Source organism: Variovorax sp. 01T432 (assembly GCF_056398605.1).
Window position 1 is genome coordinate 163,836 of the sequence record NZ_JBFTPS010000004.1, and the last position, 15,368, is coordinate 179,203.

Annotated in this window: 16 protein-coding genes and 1 tRNA gene; 4 read left to right on the forward strand and 13 right to left on the reverse strand. The window is 67.8% G+C overall.

Annotated elements, in window-relative coordinates; genetic code table 11:
- Window positions 1-99 precede the first annotated feature (99 nt).
- The 5 genes from AC1DNF_RS04755 to tolB all read right to left on the reverse strand — a co-directional run bounded on the left by AC1DNF_RS04755 (window position 100) and on the right by tolB (window position 3,673).
- Window positions 100-175, reverse strand: a tRNA-Lys gene (locus AC1DNF_RS04755).
- A gap of 46 nt (window positions 176-221) precedes the next feature.
- On the reverse strand, window positions 222-1,034 hold the full coding sequence (locus tag AC1DNF_RS04760) for a tRNA threonylcarbamoyladenosine dehydratase (RefSeq protein ID WP_478147402.1): 813 nt from the start codon (window positions 1,032-1,034) through the stop codon (window positions 222-224).
- 28 nt (window positions 1,035-1,062) lie between these two features.
- A complete protein-coding gene (ybgF, locus tag AC1DNF_RS04765; RefSeq protein ID WP_478147403.1) occupies window positions 1,063-1,812 on the reverse strand; it encodes a tol-pal system protein YbgF in 750 nt (249 codons plus the stop codon).
- A gap of 5 nt (window positions 1,813-1,817) precedes the next feature.
- A complete protein-coding gene (gene pal, locus AC1DNF_RS04770) occupies window positions 1,818-2,336 on the reverse strand; it encodes a peptidoglycan-associated lipoprotein Pal (RefSeq protein WP_478147404.1) in 519 nt (172 codons plus the stop codon).
- Window positions 2,337-2,356: 20 nt separating this feature from the next.
- Entirely contained in the window at window positions 2,357-3,673 is a 1,317-nt protein-coding gene (gene tolB, locus AC1DNF_RS04775; protein ID WP_478147405.1) for a Tol-Pal system beta propeller repeat protein TolB, read from the reverse strand.
- A gap of 220 nt (window positions 3,674-3,893) precedes the next feature.
- Here tolB and msbA point away from each other — a divergent pair, with 220 nt between their 5' ends.
- The gene (gene msbA, locus AC1DNF_RS04780) at window positions 3,894-5,615 is read left to right on the forward strand and encodes a lipid A export permease/ATP-binding protein MsbA (protein ID WP_478147445.1); all 1,722 of its coding nucleotides are present in this window, start codon (window positions 3,894-3,896) and stop codon (window positions 5,613-5,615) included.
- A 25-nt stretch (window positions 5,616-5,640) separates the two neighbouring features.
- Here msbA and rng read toward each other — a convergent pair whose 3' ends face one another.
- Genes rng through AC1DNF_RS04820 form a run of 8 tightly spaced genes read right to left on the reverse strand, consistent with a single transcriptional unit; the run spans window position 5,641 to window position 12,485 of the window.
- The gene (rng, locus tag AC1DNF_RS04785) at window positions 5,641-7,167 is read right to left on the reverse strand and encodes a ribonuclease G (RefSeq protein ID WP_478147406.1); all 1,527 of its coding nucleotides are present in this window, start codon (window positions 7,165-7,167) and stop codon (window positions 5,641-5,643) included.
- A gap of 2 nt (window positions 7,168-7,169) precedes the next feature.
- Window positions 7,170-7,775, reverse strand: a complete 606-nt coding sequence (locus AC1DNF_RS04790) for a Maf family protein (protein ID WP_478147407.1) — start codon at window positions 7,773-7,775, stop codon at window positions 7,170-7,172.
- Window positions 7,772-8,239 (reverse strand): 23S rRNA (pseudouridine(1915)-N(3))-methyltransferase RlmH, encoded by a 468-nt coding sequence (gene rlmH / locus AC1DNF_RS04795; RefSeq protein ID WP_478147408.1) that lies wholly within the window; start codon window positions 8,237-8,239, stop codon window positions 7,772-7,774. Before rlmH ends, AC1DNF_RS04790 begins: the two co-directional genes overlap by 4 nt.
- Window positions 8,236-8,916, reverse strand: coding sequence for a ribosome silencing factor (gene rsfS, locus AC1DNF_RS04800; protein WP_478147409.1), 681 nt, complete (start codon window positions 8,914-8,916; stop codon window positions 8,236-8,238). The genes rlmH and rsfS overlap by 4 nt, the downstream gene beginning before the upstream one ends.
- Window positions 8,916-9,536, reverse strand: coding sequence for a nicotinate-nucleotide adenylyltransferase (gene nadD / locus AC1DNF_RS04805; RefSeq protein WP_478147410.1), 621 nt, complete (start codon window positions 9,534-9,536; stop codon window positions 8,916-8,918). Before nadD ends, rsfS begins: the two co-directional genes overlap by 1 nt.
- The gene (gene hemF / locus AC1DNF_RS04810; protein WP_478147411.1) at window positions 9,527-10,441 is read right to left on the reverse strand and encodes an oxygen-dependent coproporphyrinogen oxidase; all 915 of its coding nucleotides are present in this window, start codon (window positions 10,439-10,441) and stop codon (window positions 9,527-9,529) included. Before hemF ends, nadD begins: the two co-directional genes overlap by 10 nt.
- 17 nt (window positions 10,442-10,458) lie before the next feature.
- A complete protein-coding gene (purD, locus tag AC1DNF_RS04815) occupies window positions 10,459-11,763 on the reverse strand; it encodes a phosphoribosylamine--glycine ligase (protein WP_478147412.1) in 1,305 nt (434 codons plus the stop codon).
- Complete coding sequence (locus AC1DNF_RS04820; protein ID WP_478147413.1) at window positions 11,760-12,485, reverse strand: YebC/PmpR family DNA-binding transcriptional regulator; 726 nt, start codon at window positions 12,483-12,485, stop codon at window positions 11,760-11,762. Before AC1DNF_RS04820 ends, purD begins: the two co-directional genes overlap by 4 nt.
- Window positions 12,486-12,780: 295 nt before the next feature.
- Between AC1DNF_RS04820 and AC1DNF_RS04825 the strand changes: the two genes are divergently transcribed.
- From AC1DNF_RS04825 to AC1DNF_RS04835, 3 genes are read left to right on the forward strand one after another with little or no spacing between them, the layout of a single operon-like run.
- Window positions 12,781-13,812 carry a chorismate transformation FkbO/Hyg5 family protein gene (locus tag AC1DNF_RS04825; RefSeq protein ID WP_478147414.1) on the forward strand — a complete coding sequence of 344 codons (1,032 nt, stop codon included), beginning with the start codon at window positions 12,781-12,783 and terminating at the stop codon, window positions 13,810-13,812.
- Between the two features lie 14 nt (window positions 13,813-13,826).
- Window positions 13,827-14,624 (forward strand): lysophospholipid acyltransferase family protein, encoded by a 798-nt coding sequence (locus tag AC1DNF_RS04830; RefSeq protein ID WP_478147415.1) that lies wholly within the window; start codon window positions 13,827-13,829, stop codon window positions 14,622-14,624.
- Complete coding sequence (locus tag AC1DNF_RS04835) at window positions 14,591-15,367, forward strand: glycosyltransferase family 2 protein (RefSeq protein ID WP_478147416.1); 777 nt, start codon at window positions 14,591-14,593, stop codon at window positions 15,365-15,367. Before AC1DNF_RS04830 ends, AC1DNF_RS04835 begins: the two co-directional genes overlap by 34 nt.
- The last annotated feature ends 1 nt before the right edge of the window (window position 15,368 follow it).

Below are 15,368 nucleotides of genomic sequence, written 5' to 3' on the forward strand. Positions count from 1 at the left end.
GATCCGCCGGCTTGAAGAACACGCCACGGATCGCCCCCAAAAACGAAAAAGCCTGCTATCAAACAGATAACAGGCTTTTCATATTCCATGCGGTGCGCATGGTAGGACGTACTGGATTCGAACCAGTGACCAACGGATTAAAAGTCCGCTGCTCTACCAACTGAGCTAACGTCCCACGCTTCGATCTCTTTTGCCGGCAGCAAGTCCGGCAAAGCCCGCGATTATAGCGTCGCTATTCGGGCAATCCGGTCCATGACCCATCCGGCCGCGCATTGTCCGAAGGTCGCCGTCACGCTCACCACCGAGCCGTAGCCATGGCAGTTGAGCGAGCCGTCGCCCTCGATCGCGCAGGAGGCATCGGGCGGCGCGACGCTCTCGCGGCTGAAGACGCAAGCCACGCCGATCTTCTTTCCCTCGCGCGGCGCGCCATGTGCCTTGCGCAGGCGCTGGCGCAGCTGCGCCAGCAAGGGGTCGTGGGTGACCAGGGCGAGGTCGTCGATGTCGACCTTGTGCGCCAGTCGCTTGCCGCCCGCCGCGCCGACCGTGATGAAGCCCACGCCCGTCTCGCGCGCCCATGCGGCCATCGCGAGCTTGGCCTTCACCTGGTCGCAGGCATCGATGAGCGCATCGACGGGCCCGTTCTCGGCCTGCGCAGTCGCCAACAAGGCCTGCCAGTTGTCGGGCTCGACGAACTCGTCGAGCGCCAGCACCCTGCAGGCGGGATTGATGTGGGCGATGCGCTCCCGCATGGCCTCGACCTTCGCCTGGCCGACGGTTGCGTCGAGCGCATGGATCTGCCGGTTGATATTGGATTCGGCGATGTGATCGAGGTCGATCAGCGTGAGCCGCCCCACCCCGCTGCGCGCCAGGGCCTCGACCGCCCAGGAACCGACGCCGCCCACGCCCGCGACCATCACGTGCGCATCGCGGATGCGAGCCGCGCCCGGAACGCCGTAAAGGCGCTCGAGCCCGCCGAAGCGGCGGCCGAGGTCCGGCTCGTCCAGCGCGACGATGGGAAGTGCTGCGCTCGACACGCCGTTCACCGGATCAGTCACCCCGGGGCTAGCGAAGCCGCGACAGACGTTCACGCCCGGCTTGCGCGGCTTCGGACTGCGGGTAGGCCTTGGTCAGATCCTCGAGGGTCTTGCGCGCCGCGCGCGTGTCCTTGAGCTCGATCTGGCAATTCGCGATCGACAGCACGGCCTCGGGCGCCTTGGCATGATCGGGCGCCAGCGACAGCATCGACCTGAAATTGGCGATGGCCTCGTTGTAGTTGCGCGTCGCATATTGCGCATTGCCAAGCCAGAACAGGGCCGAGGCGTTGTAGCCGCTCTGCGGATAGCGCTTGACGAATTCCGCGAAGGCCGTCTGCGCCTGCGCGAACTGCCCGGCGCGGAAGATGCCGAGCGCGGCGTCGAAGTCCGCCTTCTCCTTCGGGTCGGCCGTGAACTCGCGGCCATCCACCGCCACCTTGGTGGGCTCGTTCTTCTTGAGCTTGTCGTCGATGTCGGTCTGGTGCTGCTGCAGCTCGGAGATCGTGCGCGTGAGCTGCTCGTTCTGGCCGGTCATGCGCTGCAGGTCGCCACGCAGCTGCTCGATCTGGGTTTGCAGGTCGAGCAGGCTGCGCCGCAACTGGGCGATGTCTTCGGTCTGCCGCTGCTCGCTCTGGACGCGCAGGGTCTCCACGCGCTGGCGAAGGTCGAGGATCGCGCGGCGCGCTTCGTCGTCTTCGAACAGCGCGGCCTGCGCGCCCAGCGAGGCGCACAACAACGCGGCGGCGAGCGCAGCGCTTCGCAAGGAAACGCTTCGCATCGTCATCAGCGGTAGAAGATCTCGGCGCGACGGTTCTGCGCCCAGACCTCTTCACCCGTGCCTTGTACCGCCGGCTTTTCCTTGCCGAAGCTGACCGCTTCGAGCTGGCTGTCGTTCACGCCCAGCAGCGTGAGCGCGCGGCGCACGGCCTCGGAGCGCTTCTGGCCCAGCGCCAGGTTGTACTCGCGGCCGCCGCGCTCGTCGGTGTGGCCTTCGATGGACACGCGACGGTTCGGGTTGGCCTTCAGGAAGCGGGCATGCCCATCGATGAGTTGCTGGAACTCGGGCTTGATGGTGTAGCTGTCGAAATCGAAGTAGATGATCCGCGCGACACCGACCGGACCCTGCGCCGTCTGCGCATTCGCATCGATGGTGACAGGCGCCACGCCGCTGGCCGCTCCGCCCTGGCCCGCGCCGCCGGCCGCACCGCGGTCGACGACCGGTGCTTCATTCAGCTTGGTTCCCGACGAACATCCGGCGATCAGCGCCACGATGGCCAACGAGTAAATCGTACGTTTCAACATTTTCGAACTCCTCAAGTAAATCATTGCTTTTGAAACGGACCCCAGTCCGGTTCCCGTATGTCCCCTGCCTGCCCCGCCAACCGCGCCTTGATCTTGCCGTCAAGCGTCGTTGTCATCAGCGCCTCGCGTCCCTGCAACTTGGTTGCATAGACGATCAACTTGCTGTTGGGGGCAAAGCTGGGCTTCTCGTCGGCTGTCGTTTCGGTGATGGTCTGCACATTGCCGGTCGCCAGCTCCATCACCTGGAGCTTGAAGGCGCCGCCGATGCGCGAGATGTAGGCCAACCACCGCCCGTCAGGGCTGATCGACGGAGAAATGTTGTAGGTGCCGGTGAAGGTCACGCGGGTGGGGTTGCCACCGCTGGCGCCCATCTTGTAGATCTGCGGGGCGCCGCCGCGGTCGCTCACGAAGTAGATGGAGCTGCCGTCCGCGGAGTACTTCGGCTCGGTGTCGATGCTGTTGCTCTGGGTGAGCCGGCGCGGCTCGCCGCCGTTCGACGAGATGGTGTAGAGCTGCGAGCCGCCGTCGCGGGTCAGGGTGACGGCCAGCGTGCCTCCGTCGGGCGACCAGGCCGGCGCGCTGTTGGAGCCGCGGAAGTTCGCCACCAGCCGCCGCTGCCCGCTGGCGACGTTGTGCACGTAGACAACCGGCTTGCGCGACTCGAAGGACACATAGGCCAGCTGCGACCCATTGGACGACCAGGACGGCGAGATGATGGGCTCCGGGCTGGCGAGCGCGGCCTGCGCGTTCTCGCCGTCGGAGTCGGCCACCCACAGGCTGTAGCGGTTGCCGGCCTTGGTGACGTAGGCGATGCGGGTCGAGAAGATGCCTTTCTCGCCTGTCAGCTTTTCGTACACATAGTCGGCGATGCGGTGCGATGCGAGTCGCAGGTCGCCCTGCGGCACGGTATAGCTCTGGCCGCCCAGGTCCTGCCCGCGCACCACGTCCCACAGGCGAAAGCGCACGTCGTAGCGGCCGTCGGCCAGCCTGCTGATGCTGCCCACGACCAGCGAATCGGCCGTGCGCTGGCGCCAGAGGCTCAGGTCGGGCCTGGAGCTTTCGTCGAGGGATTGGCCCGAGGCGTCGACGCCTCGGAACTGCCCGCTGCGCTCTAGGTCGGCCTGGACGATGGCCGAGGGTTTCTGGGGAGCCGCTTCCTCGCCCTTGAAGGGCGCGAGCGCGATCGGAAGCTGCGTCAGCCCGACACCCGACACCTCGACCCGGAACTGGGCGAGCGCTGGGAGAACGGGGGAGGCAGCCAGGGCCGCAATCAGGGTGCGGCGGACGAGAAACGATGAAGAAGGGGTCGGGGAATATTCTTGCAACGGCTTTTTCATGCAGTTCGGAGAGGTTTCCGGCGATTAAGTTTCTTCGCCGGACGAAACGAGGCCACATGGTACACATTGCGACTCGGTCGAAGTCACAAAAGGTGTACGAACCGGTCCGGTCCTACACGACGAGGGAAAAAGGGACAACCGTAGAATCCGCCGCCATATGCAATCGAACCCCGCTGCGGAGAACGCGCACCCCCCCTTGAAGCGCCGTCTCTCGCGGCTCATGACCTGGTTCGGAGGCTCGCGCCAGTGGTGGGCCGTCGGGATGGGCGCCGCGCTCATTGCCGCGCTGACCGAACCCCTGATGCCCGCGCTACTGAAGCCACTGCTCGATCGCGGCTTCACGAAAGGGCAGCTCGCGCTGTGGACTGTCCCGGCCACTATCATCCTGCTCTTCGCGGTGCGCGGCATCGCGCAGTTCATTTCGCAGTACGCGCTCGCGCGCATCGCCAACGAAGGCATGCAGCGGCTGCGCAGCATGCTCTTCGAGCGCATGCTGGCCGCCGAACTGGCGCTCTTCACGCGCCAGTCGGCCAGCGCGCTGTCGAACATGGTCGTCTATGAAGTCCAGACCGGCGCGATGCTGCTGGTGCAGGCGCTGCTGGGGCTTTCGCGCGACGGGCTGACGCTGGTCGCGCTGCTGGGCTACCTGCTCTATCTGAACTGGAAGCTCACGCTCATCGTGGGCCTGCTGGCGCCCTGCGTGGCCTGGATCATGAAGGTGCTCTCCAAGCGCCTCTACCGCCTCACCCGGCTCGGGCAGCAGGCCACCGACGAACTCGCCTACGTGGTGGAGGAGAACGTGCTCGCCCACCGGATGGTGCGCCTGCACAACGCCGAAGGCAGCCAGCGGGCGCGCTTCGAAAGGCTCAGCCACACCCTCAACAGGCTGGCGGTGAAATCGACCATCGCCTCGGCCGCGATGACACCGCTGACGCAGCTGCTGGCCGCCGTCGCGCTGTCGGCGGTGGTCATGATCGCGTTGTGGCAGAGCGGCGAACAGGGCCTGACGGTGGGCGGCTTCGTCGCCTACATCACGGCGATGCTGATGCTCATCGCGCCGATCCGCCGGCTCGCCGACGTGGCCAATCCGATCACGCGGGGTCTGGCGGCGCTGGAACGCGGGCTCATGCTGATCGACAGCGCGCCCGCGGAACCGCAGGGCCAGTTCGAACTGGCCCGCGCCGACGGCCGCATCGAGCTGCGCGACGTGCGGGTCAACTACCGCGGCGAGGAGGAAGCGCGCGCGCTCGACGGCGTGAGCCTTTCGATCTCGCCCGGCGAAGTGGTGGCCTTCGTCGGCCCCTCCGGCTCGGGCAAGACCACGCTGGTCAACCTGCTGCCGCGCTTCGTGCTGCCGAGCGGCGGGCAGATCCTGCTCGACGGGCATGAGCTTGCCGGCTGGCGGCTGCGATGCCTGCGCTCGCAGTTCGCGATGGTGAGCCAGGACGTGGTCATGCTCAACGACACGCTCGCGGCCAACGTGGCGCTCGGTGCGCTCGTCGATCGCGAGCGAGTGCTCGAATGCGTCGCGGCCGCGAACCTCGCCGGGCATGTCGAGAGCCTGCCCCAGGGCATCGACACGGTGCTGGGGCACAACGCGACGCAGCTTTCGGGCGGCCAGCGCCAGCGCCTGGCGATCGCGCGGGCGCTCTACAAGAATGCGCCGGTGCTGCTGCTGGACGAGGCCACCTCGGCGCTGGACACCGAATCCGAACGGCTGGTGCAGGAAGCCCTGCAGCGCCTGATGCAGGGCCGCACCACGCTCATCGTCGCCCACCGGCTCTCGACCATCCAGCATGCGGACCGCATCGTGGTGATGGACCATGGCCGCATCGCCGAACTGGGCAGCCATGCGCAATTGATGGCGCTGGACGGCCTCTATGCGCGGCTGCAGACGCATGCGGTGCGCACCACCAGCCCGGGCAAGGACCCGAGCCTCTAGGCGCCGCCAGGGGCCGGAAACCTGGCTAGAGCAGGACGATGTCGTACTGCCCCTGCCCCATCGCCGGCTCGGACTGCAGCGAGATCGGCTTGCCGATGAAGTCGCTCAGGCCCGCGAGGTGCTGGCTCTCTTCATCGAGAAACAGCTCGATCACCTGCGGCGAGGACACGATGCGGAACTCGCGCGGCGTGAACTGCCGCGCCTCGCGCAGGATCTCGCGCAGCACGTCGTAGGCCACGCTGCGCGCGGTCTTCACGATCCCCTGCCCGTTGCAGGCCGCGCAGGGCTCGCACAGCATGTGCGCCAGCGATTCGCGCGTGCGCTTGCGGGTCATCTCGACCAGGCCGAGCTGCGAGAAGCCGCCCGCCGTCGTCTTCACGCGGTCGCGCGCCAGCTGCTTGCGGAATTCGGCCAGCACCTGCTCGCGGTGGTCGTCGCGCACCATGTCGATGAAGTCGACGATGATGATCCCGCCCAGGTTGCGCAGGCGCAATTGCCGGGCGATGGCCTGCGCGGCTTCCAGGTTGGTCTTGAAGATGGTGTCGTCGAAGTTGCGCGCGCCCACGAAGCCGCCGGTGTTCACGTCGACGGTGGTCAGCGCCTCGGTCTGGTCGACCACCAGGTAGCCGCCGGACTTCAGGTCGACACGGCGGCCCAGCGCCTTGGCGATCTCCTCGTCGATCGAATAGAGGTCGAAGATCGGCCGCTCGCCCTTGTAGAGCTGCAGCTTGCCGGCCGCCTGCGGCATGAATTCGAGGCCGAACTTGAGCAGCACGTCGAACTGCTCGCGCGAATCGATGCGGATGGTCTGCGTGTCCTCGCTGGTCATGTCGCGCAGCACGCGCTGGAGAAGGCTCAGGTCCTGGTGCAGCAGCGACATGGCGGGCATGCGCATCGACAGCTCGCGGATGCGCGACCAGGTCTTGCGCAGGTAGGCGATGTCCTCGGCCAGTTCGGCGTCGCTCGAATCCTCGCCGTTGGTCCGAAGGATGAAGCCGCCCGTGTTCGCCGGCACCACGCCGCCGCTGTCGGCCGCGGCCGCGGCGTCGATCAGCACCTGCATGCGCGTGCGCAAGGCCTCGCGCAGGTCGGAAGGAATCTTCTGCGACACGCCGATATGGTTGTCTTGCGGCAGGAAGACGAGCAGCCGGCCGGCGATGCTGATCTGGGTCGACAGGCGCGCGCCCTTGGTGCCGATCGGATCCTTGATCACCTGCACCAGCAGCGACTGGCCCTCGAACACCTGCTTCTCGATCGGCACGACCGCGCCGCTGGTGCGATGGTCGCGCTCGGGCGCCGGCGCGCTCGGGCGCGAGCCGGGGGTGAAGGGCGTGACGATGTCGGCGACATGCAGGAAGGCGGTGCGGTCGAGCCCGATGTCGATGAAGGCCGACTGCATGCCAGGCAGCACGCGGGACACCTTGCCCAGGTAGACGTTGCCCACCAGGCCGCGCTCGAGCGTTCGCTCGATGTGGAGCTCCTGGACGGCGCCGTGCTCGACAAGGGCGACGCGGGTCTCCTGCGGGGACCAGTTGATCAGGATGTCTTGCATGGTTAGAGGTGGAATCCGGCCTTGCGCAGCAACTCTGCGGTCTCGAACATGGGGAGTCCCATGATGCCCGAATGCGAGCCACTGATGTGCTCGACGAAGGCCGCCGCGCGCCCCTGGATCGCGTACGCGCCCGCCTTGCCCAGGGGTTCGCCGGTGGCGACGTACTCGGCGATGCGGATCCTGGCGATCTCGGCGAAGTGCACGCGCGACACGTTGAGCGCGCAATGCCTCTTCCTGCCATCCTGGAGCGCGACGGCGGTCAGCACGCGGTGCGTGCGCCCGGACAGCAGCCCCAGCATGCGCCGCGCGTCGGGCGCGTCCTGCGGCTTGCCGAGGATCGTGCGGCCGAAGGCCACGGTGGTGTCGGCGCAGAGCACCGGCGCAGGCGGCAGGCCCAGGCGCTGGTGTCTTGCCACCGCCGCGTCGAGCTTGAGGGCGGTGACCCGCTGCACGTAGGCCGTCGGGCTCTCGCCCGGCATCATGGCTTCGAGCGCCTCGGCGTCTTCCTCGGGGCCGGCCAGCAGCAGCTCATGGCGCACGCCGAGCTGGCCGAGCAATTGCGCGCGACGCGGGCTCTGCGACGCGAGGTAGATGAAGTCCGGATTCATTCGCGGTGGTAAGGATGACCGGCATTCACCGACCATGCCCGGTAGAGTTGTTCGACCAGCAGCACGCGCGCCATCGCATGGGGCAGCGTCAGGTCCGAGAGGCGGATGCGTTCGTGCGCGGCGGCCTTGAAGGCCGGGTCCAGCCCGTCGGGCCCGCCGATCACCAGCGCGACGTCGCCGCCCTCGCCTTGCCAGGCCTGCAGGCGCGCCGCGAGCGCCTTGGTGGTCAGTGCCGTTCCGCGTTCGTCCAGCACGACGATGCGCATGCCCCTGGCGATCGCGCCTTCGATGCGCTCGCGCTCGGCGGCAAGGAGGGTTTCGAGGGTCTTCGAGCCGCGCGGCTCGGTCTTGACGGCCCGCAGCTCGAGCTTGATCTCGGGCGGGAAGCGCTTGGCGTAGTCGTCCCAGGCGGTCTGCGCCCAGTCGGGCATGCGTTGCCCGACTGCGACCACCAGCAGCTTCATGTCCGGGTGCGGGGCGCGGTCTTGCGCGCGGCGGGCCTCTTGGCTGCCGGCGCGGCCTTCTTCGCCGCGGCCTTCTTGGCGGGCGCCTTGTTGACGACCACCGTCTTCACGGGGCTCTTGCCCAGCGAGGTCTTCTTCGCCGCCGGCTTCCTGGCCACGGGCTTCTGCCTGGCTTCCTTGGCGGCTTGCTCGGCGGCGCGGATGGCTGTCTTCGCGGCGCTGGAACGGCGCAGCGAAGTGCCGGTCTTCGCGGCCGGCGCCTTCTTTTCCTTCTCTTCGACGACCTTCGAGGCGGTCGCGGGCTTGGAGGCGCCCAGCCTGGTGCGCACCGGCTTGTCGCCCCAGATCTCTTCGAGGTGGTAGTACTGGCGGATGGCCGGCTGCATGATGTGCGCGACCGCCGCACCGCAGTCCACGATGATCCACTCGCCGTTGGCCTCGCCCTCGACGCGCGGCTTGCCGAAGCCGGCTTCGCGAACCGCATCGCGCACGCTGGCGGCAAGCGCCTTGGTCTGGCGGTTCGAGGTGCCGGACGCGACGATCACGCGCTCGAAGAGCGGGGAGAGATGTTCAGTGTCGAATACCTGGATGTCCTGCGCCTTGACGTCCTCGAGCCCGTCGACGATGGCTCTCTGGAGCTTCTGGGTGTCTTTTTTTGCGGCGGCTTCAGTGGTCATCAGGTGGATCGGTAGAGGTGATGTTGTTCAATATAGCGTGCAACCGCCGGCGGAACCAGTGTGAAGAGGTCTTCGCCACGCGCGGCCCGCGACCGGATGTCGGTCGCGCTGATGTCCATGGCTGGAAGCTCGAGGGTTTCGAATCGCGCGCCGGGCGGAAGCGCCGGCATGATTCTGGGGTCGGTGCGACCCGTGGAGCCCGTGGCTGTTGCACGAAATGCTACAGAAATTATAGCGATGGCCAGAATCTCCTCCCAGCCGTGCCATTGCCGGAGCGAAGATGCCTGGTCGGTGCCCATGATCAGCACGAGCTGAGCGCCCGGCCGCTCGCGCTGGAGTTCGCGCAGGGTGTCGAGCGTGTAGGTCGGGCCGGAGCGCAGCATTTCGCGAGGGTCGACCACGGTGCCGGCGAGTCCGGCGAAGGCCAGTTGCGTCATCGCGAGGCGGTCCTGGCCGGCGCTCAGGGTGCGTGGCTTGTGCCAGGCGTTGCCGGTCGGAAAGATGCGCAGTTCGATCAGGTCGAGCTGCGCCATCGCCGCCTGAGCCAGGGCCACATGAGCGAAATGCGGCGGATCGAAAGCCCCGCCGAAGACGCCGATGCGCGGCTTGCTCACAGCCATTCGCGCCTGACGATGAAGTCGCTGTAGAGCGCTGCCTCGGCGGACCCCGGCTCCGGTTGCCGGCTGTAGGCCCAGCTGGCCAGCGGCGGCATCGACAGCAGGATCGACTCGGTGCGCCCGCCCGACTGCAGGCCGAAATGCGTGCCGCGGTCCCACACCAGGTTGAACTCGACATAGCGGCCGCGGCGGTAGAGCTGGAACGCCCTTTCGCGTTCGCCATAGGGCGTATCGCGGCGCCGCTCGACGATGGGCAGGTAGGCCGGCAGGAAGGCGTCGCCCACCGAGCACAGCATCGCGAAGCTCTGCTCGAAGCCGAGTTCGGAGAAATCGTCGAAGAAGATCCCGCCGACGCCACGCTGCTCGTTGCGGTGCTTGAGAAAGAAATACTCGTCGCACCACTTCTTGAAGCGCGGGTACTTGTCTTCGCCGAAGGGCGCAAGGGCATCGCGGCAGCTGCGGTGGAAGTGCACCGCATCTTCCTCGAAGCCGTAGTACGGGGTCAGGTCCATGCCGCCGCCGAACCAGCACACGGGCGGCGCCCCCGGCGGCAGCGCGGCCAGCATGCGCACGTTCATGTGCACGGTGGGCACATAGGGATTGCGGGGATGGAAGACCAGCGACACGCCCATGGCCTCGAAGGGCGCGCCCGCAAGCTCGGGCCGGTGCTGCGTCGCCGAGGGCGGCAGCCTGGGCCCGCTCACCTGCGAGAAACCGCAGCCGGCGCGCTCGAAGAGCTCGCCGCCTTCGAGGATGCAGGTCAGGCCGCTGCCCTGCAAGGGTTCGTCCGGCTCCTTGCGCCATTCGTCGCGAATGCAGGCAGCGCCGTCATGCGCCTCCAGCGCGGCGACGATGTCTTGCTGCAGCCCCCGCAGGTAGCGGCCGACAGCTTCAGTAGCCGGTTGCATCGAGGCTCTTCGAGCGATTATTGGCCACGCGCATGGACCGCCCGGTGCCCGATGTCCCTGCGGTACTGGGCCCCATCGAAGTGGATGCGCGCGGCGAGCGCATAGGCGCGCTGCTGCGCCTGCTTGACGCTGTCGGCCAGCACGGTCACGCACAGCACGCGCCCGCCGCTGCTCTTGAGTTCGCCCGCCTCGAGCGTCGTGCCCGCATGGAACACCACCGCGTCGGGCGCCTCCGGCGGAATGCCGCGGATGACGTCGCCCTTGCGCGGCGCGAGCGGATAGCCGTGGGCCGCCATCACCACGCCGAGCGCGACGCGGCGGTCCCATTCGAGCTCCACCTGGTCGAGCGTGCCGTCGGTCGCATGCCAGAAGACCTCGAACAGGTCGGACTTGAGACGCAGCATGATCGGCTGCGTCTCCGGGTCGCCCATGCGGCAGTTGAATTCGAGTGTCTTCGGATGGCCGGCGGCGTCGATCATGAGCCCGGCATAGAGGAAGCCGGTATAGGGGATGCCGTCCATCTCCATGCCGCGGATGGTCGGCAGGATGATCTCGCGCATGGCGCGGGCATGGACCTCGGCGGTCACCACCGGCGCCGGCGAATACGCGCCCATGCCACCGGTGTTGGGCCCTTCGTCGCCGTCCAGCAGGCGCTTGTGGTCCTGGCTGGTGGCGAGCGCGACCACGTTCTTGCCGTCGCACAGCACGATGAAGCTGGCTTCCTCGCCCTGCAGGAATTCCTCGATGACGACCCGGGGCGCGGCCTTGCCGTCCTCGCCCTCGTTGTGAGTCACGCCGAACTTGTTGTCCAGCAGCATGAAGTCGATCGCCTCGTGTGCTTCCTCGACCGTCATCGCCACCACCACGCCCTTGCCTGCGGCCAGGCCGTCGGCCTTGACCACGATCGGCGCGCCCCTGGCCGTGACATAGGCGTGCGCCGCCTCGGCATCGGTGAAGGCCTCGTACTCGGCCGTGGGGATGTGGTGGCGCTTCATGAAGGCCTTGGAGAAGGCCTTGGAGCTCTCGAGCTGCGCGGCGGCCTGGGTCGGGCCGAAGATGCGCAGGTTGTGGGCGCGGAACTCGTCGACCACGCCGGCGGCCAGCGGCGCCTCGGGGCCGACCACCGTCAGCGCGATCTTCTCCTTCTGGGCCCAGGCCCGCAGCGCGGCGGGCTCGGTGATGTCGATGCACTCGTAGCGCGTGTCCGCGCGCGTCCCGCCATTGCCCGGCGCCACGTACACGCGGCTGACCCGCACGGCCTGCGCCAGGCGCCACGCCAATGCGTGCTCGCGGCCGCCTCCCCCGATCACCAGTACCTTCATTCGGAAATCGCCGCGTTGTGATAAACACTCTGCACGTCATCCAGGTCTTCCAGGATGTCGAGCAGTCTTTGCATCTTCGCGCCCTCTTCGCCGCTGAGCTCGATGGTGTTCTCGGCCCGCATCGTGACCTCGGCCACCTCGGGCTTGAGGCCGGCCGCTTCCAGCGCGTTCTTCACCTTCTCGAAGTCGCCGACCGCCGTGAGCACCTCGATCGCGCCGTCGTCATCGGTGACGACGTCCTCGGCGCCGGCGTCGAGCGCCGCTTCCATCACCTTGTCCTCGTTCGTGCCGGGCGCGAAGATGAATTGGCCGCAATGCTTGAACTGGAAGGCCACCGAGCCCTCGGTGCCCATGTTGCCGCCGTGCTTGGAGAAGGCGTGGCGCACCTCGGCGACCGTGCGCACGCGGTTGTCGGTCATGGTGTCGACGATGATCGCGGCGCCGCCGATTCCGTAACCTTCGTAACGGATTTCCTCGTAGTTGACGCCTTCGAGGTTGCCCGTGGCCTTGTCGATGTTGCGCTTGACGGTATCGGCGGGCAGATTGACCGCCTTGGCCTTCTCCACCGCCAGCCGCAGGCGCGGATTGGCGCTGAGGTCGCCGCCGCCCGCGCGTGCCGCCACCATGATTTCACGAATGGCGCGGGTCCAGAGCTTGCCGCGCTTTTCGTCCTGCCGGCCCTTGCGGTGCTGGATGTTTGCCCATTTGCTGTGTCCGGCCATGGCTCTATATCTCGCTGTCTAGTGTTTTCAAAGCAGGCTGTGAGTTTACTGTCCGGCGCACACAACGGCGGGAGCATGGCCGCACGACTGGCGGCGAGAGGCTGGTCCTTTTTGGGGATAATCCGCCCCTGAAGCGCCCGTCCTCCCCGCGGACATCATCCCTGGAATCCCCTAAGCGCATGAACGCCCCCATGACAACATTCGAGCGCCCTCCCCTCGCGCGGCCCGCACGAGAGCTGCTTTCCAACATCCGCGACCTCGGGCCGCTCGTCGGCGAAAACAGCGCCGGGGTCCGGTGAGCGCGCGCGATCACCTGGGGTCGCCACCCCTGCGCGTCGAGCGCCTTTCGCTGGCCGACAGCCTTGCGCTGGCCACCGGCGGCAGCGCGCCCTTCGGCGCGCTCGGCTACGGCACGCCCGCCGACCTTGCCTGGATGCCCACCGTCAACGCGCGCGTCCTCTCCGGTGCCGGCGCCATGGCGGACGTCTGGCATGCCAGCGAACACATCGAATCCGGCACCACCGGCGTGGTGCGCTGGCGCTGCGACGGCCACTGGATGCTCGGCGCCATCGACCTCGACGAAGCCGTCGAGAAGCAGCCGCTGACCACCCTCGCCCACCGCGCCTACCGCGACCTCTTCGAGTCCCTGGCGCAGACCGGCTGCGCGCATCTGCTTCGGGTGTGGAACTACCTGCCGCAGATCAACGCCGACGGCGGCGGCCTGGAGCGCTACCGCCAGTTCAACGCCGGGCGCCAGCAGGCCTTCGTCGAGGCCGGTCAGGCCGCCTTCGAAGGCGCCCCCGCCGCCTGCGCGCTGGGCATCCACCAGGGCGCGCTGTGCATCCGCTTCCTGGCCGGGCGCGTCGCGCCGCTGCCGGTCGAGAACCCGCGCCAGGTCTCGGCCTACCGCTATCCGCCCACCTACGGCCCGCGTTCGCCGACCTTCTCGCGCGCCGCGCTGGCCGAGATCGGCGGCGGCGACGTCGCGCTCTTCATCTCGGGCACGGCCAGCATCGTCGGCCACGAGACGGTGCACGTCGGCCAGGTGAAGACGCAGACCGAGGAAACGCTGCGCAATCTCGGCGCGGTCATCGCCGCCGCCAACGAACGCGCCACCACGCAGTTCGACCTCTCGAAGCTGGACTGCGTCGTCTACGTGCGGCACGTGAGCGACGCGCCCAGCGTGCGCCAGGTGCTGCAGGATGCGCTGGGCCCGCGGGCCCACACGGTGAGCCATGCCGTCTACCTCGAAGCCGACATCTGCCGCCAGGACCTGCTGGTGGAGATCGAGGCGCACGCGGTGGCCGCCGGAGCACTGCGGCCCTGAACGCGCGAGATGCGATGAATCGGCCGCTTCGCCGCCCGCTTTCCATTCTTCTTGCATTGCCGCTCTACGCCCTGCTGTTCCTGCTGGGCAGCGTGTCGCTGCTTTGGAACCTGATCGCCATGCTGCTCTATCCGGTGCTGCCGGCCGCCCTCGGCCGCAGGCTGGGCCGACTCGTGATCGCGCGCAGCTACCGCCTGTTCTGGGCCACCGCCTCGGCCACCGGCATGATGCGCATCAACGCCGGATGCCTGGATGCGCTGCGCGACGAACCCGGGCTGATCTTCGTCGCCAACCATCCGACCATGCTCGACGCCCTGCTGCTGGTCGCGCGCCTGCCGCGCAGCGCCTGCATCATGAAGGCCGAGCTGATGAGGAACGTCTTCCTCGGCGGCGGGGCCCGGCTGGCGCGCTACATCCCCAACGACCTGCCTCGCACCATGGTCCGGCGCGCGGTGGAAGACCTGCAGGGCGGAGGCCAGCTGGTGGTCTTTCCCGAGGGCACGCGCACCGTTGCGCCGCCGCTCAACCCCTTTCGCCCGGGCGTCACGCTGATCGCCAAGATGGCGAATGCCCCGATCCAGACCGTCTTCATCGACACCGACTCGCCTTATCTTCGCAAGGGATGGCCGCTGTGGCGCGTGCCGCCGCTTCCGATCGTGTTCAACTTGCGGCTCGGGCAGCGTTTCGAGCCCATGCAGGACAGTGCCGCGCTGATGCAACAACTCGAACAGTACTTTCGCCAAAACATGGAACAGCGCGCCTCCGATGCGCAGCCAGCATGCCCCTCGTCTCGCGCACCCACCTTGTCCTGATTCCCAGCTACAACACGGGCGAGCGCCTGTTCTCGACGGTCAGCGCCGCCCGCGCGCAATGGAACCCGGTGTGGGTGGTGGTCGACGGCAGCACCGACGGCACCGGCGAACGGCTGCTCACGATGGCCGAGGCCGACCCCGGCCTGCGCGTGTGGGTGCTGCCGCAGAACCAGGGCAAGGGCGCGGCCGTGCTGCACGGCCTGCGCGCGGCCAGGGAAGCGGGCTACACGCATGCGCTCACCATGGACTCCGACGGGCAGCATCCGGCGGACCTGATCCCGAAATTCATGCAGGCTTCGCTGGCCAGGCGCGAGACCATGGTGCTGGGGCGTCCCATCTTCGACGCCAGCGCCCCGCTGCTGCGCGTGCGCGGCCGGCGCATCTCCAACGGCTGGACCCAGCTGGAGACCCTGTTTGCCGGCATCGGCGACTCGCTCTACGGCTTTCGCGTGTACCCGATCGTGCCCTTGATCGAGACGATGGAGCGTCAACCCTGGATGCGCCGTTTCGATTTCGATACCGAGGCGGTGGTGCGCCTCGCGTGGCGCGGCGTGAAGCCGGTGAACATCGACGCACCGGTGAAGTACCTCACGGCCGCCGAGGGCGGCGTCTCGCACTTCCACTATGTGCGCGACAACCTGCTGCTGAGCTGGATGCATGGGCGGCTGATGCTCGAGTTCCTGCTGCGGCTGCCGGTGCTGCTGCTGCGCAAGCTGCGCCGGTTGCCGCCCTTCCAGCCCTGAG

Bases quoted from the DNA above. Each gene is read 5' to 3' on its own strand.
- ybgF (WP_478147403.1), bottom strand. From the start codon at position 1,812: ATGCGAAGCGTTTCCTTGCGAAGCGCTGCGCTCGCCGCCGCGTTGTTG.
- pal (WP_478147404.1), bottom strand. From the start codon at position 2,336: ATGTTGAAACGTACGATTTACTCGTTGGCCATCGTGGCGCTGATCGCC.
- tolB (WP_478147405.1), bottom strand. From the start codon at position 3,673: ATGAAAAAGCCGTTGCAAGAATATTCCCCGACCCCTTCTTCATCGTTT.
- msbA (WP_478147445.1), top strand. From the start codon at position 3,894: ATGACCTGGTTCGGAGGCTCGCGCCAGTGGTGGGCCGTCGGGATGGGC.
- rng (WP_478147406.1), bottom strand. From the start codon at position 7,167: ATGCAAGACATCCTGATCAACTGGTCCCCGCAGGAGACCCGCGTCGCC.
- AC1DNF_RS04790 (WP_478147407.1), bottom strand. From the start codon at position 7,775: ATGAATCCGGACTTCATCTACCTCGCGTCGCAGAGCCCGCGTCGCGCG.
- rlmH (WP_478147408.1), bottom strand. From the start codon at position 8,239: ATGAAGCTGCTGGTGGTCGCAGTCGGGCAACGCATGCCCGACTGGGCG.
- rsfS (WP_478147409.1), bottom strand. From the start codon at position 8,916: ATGACCACTGAAGCCGCCGCAAAAAAAGACACCCAGAAGCTCCAGAGA.
- nadD (WP_478147410.1), bottom strand. From the start codon at position 9,536: ATGGCTGTGAGCAAGCCGCGCATCGGCGTCTTCGGCGGGGCTTTCGAT.
- hemF (WP_478147411.1), bottom strand. From the start codon at position 10,441: ATGCAACCGGCTACTGAAGCTGTCGGCCGCTACCTGCGGGGGCTGCAG.
- purD (WP_478147412.1), bottom strand. From the start codon at position 11,763: ATGAAGGTACTGGTGATCGGGGGAGGCGGCCGCGAGCACGCATTGGCG.
- AC1DNF_RS04820 (WP_478147413.1), bottom strand. From the start codon at position 12,485: ATGGCCGGACACAGCAAATGGGCAAACATCCAGCACCGCAAGGGCCGG.
- AC1DNF_RS04830 (WP_478147415.1), top strand. From the start codon at position 13,827: ATGAATCGGCCGCTTCGCCGCCCGCTTTCCATTCTTCTTGCATTGCCG.
- AC1DNF_RS04835 (WP_478147416.1), top strand. From the start codon at position 14,591: ATGCCCCTCGTCTCGCGCACCCACCTTGTCCTGATTCCCAGCTACAAC.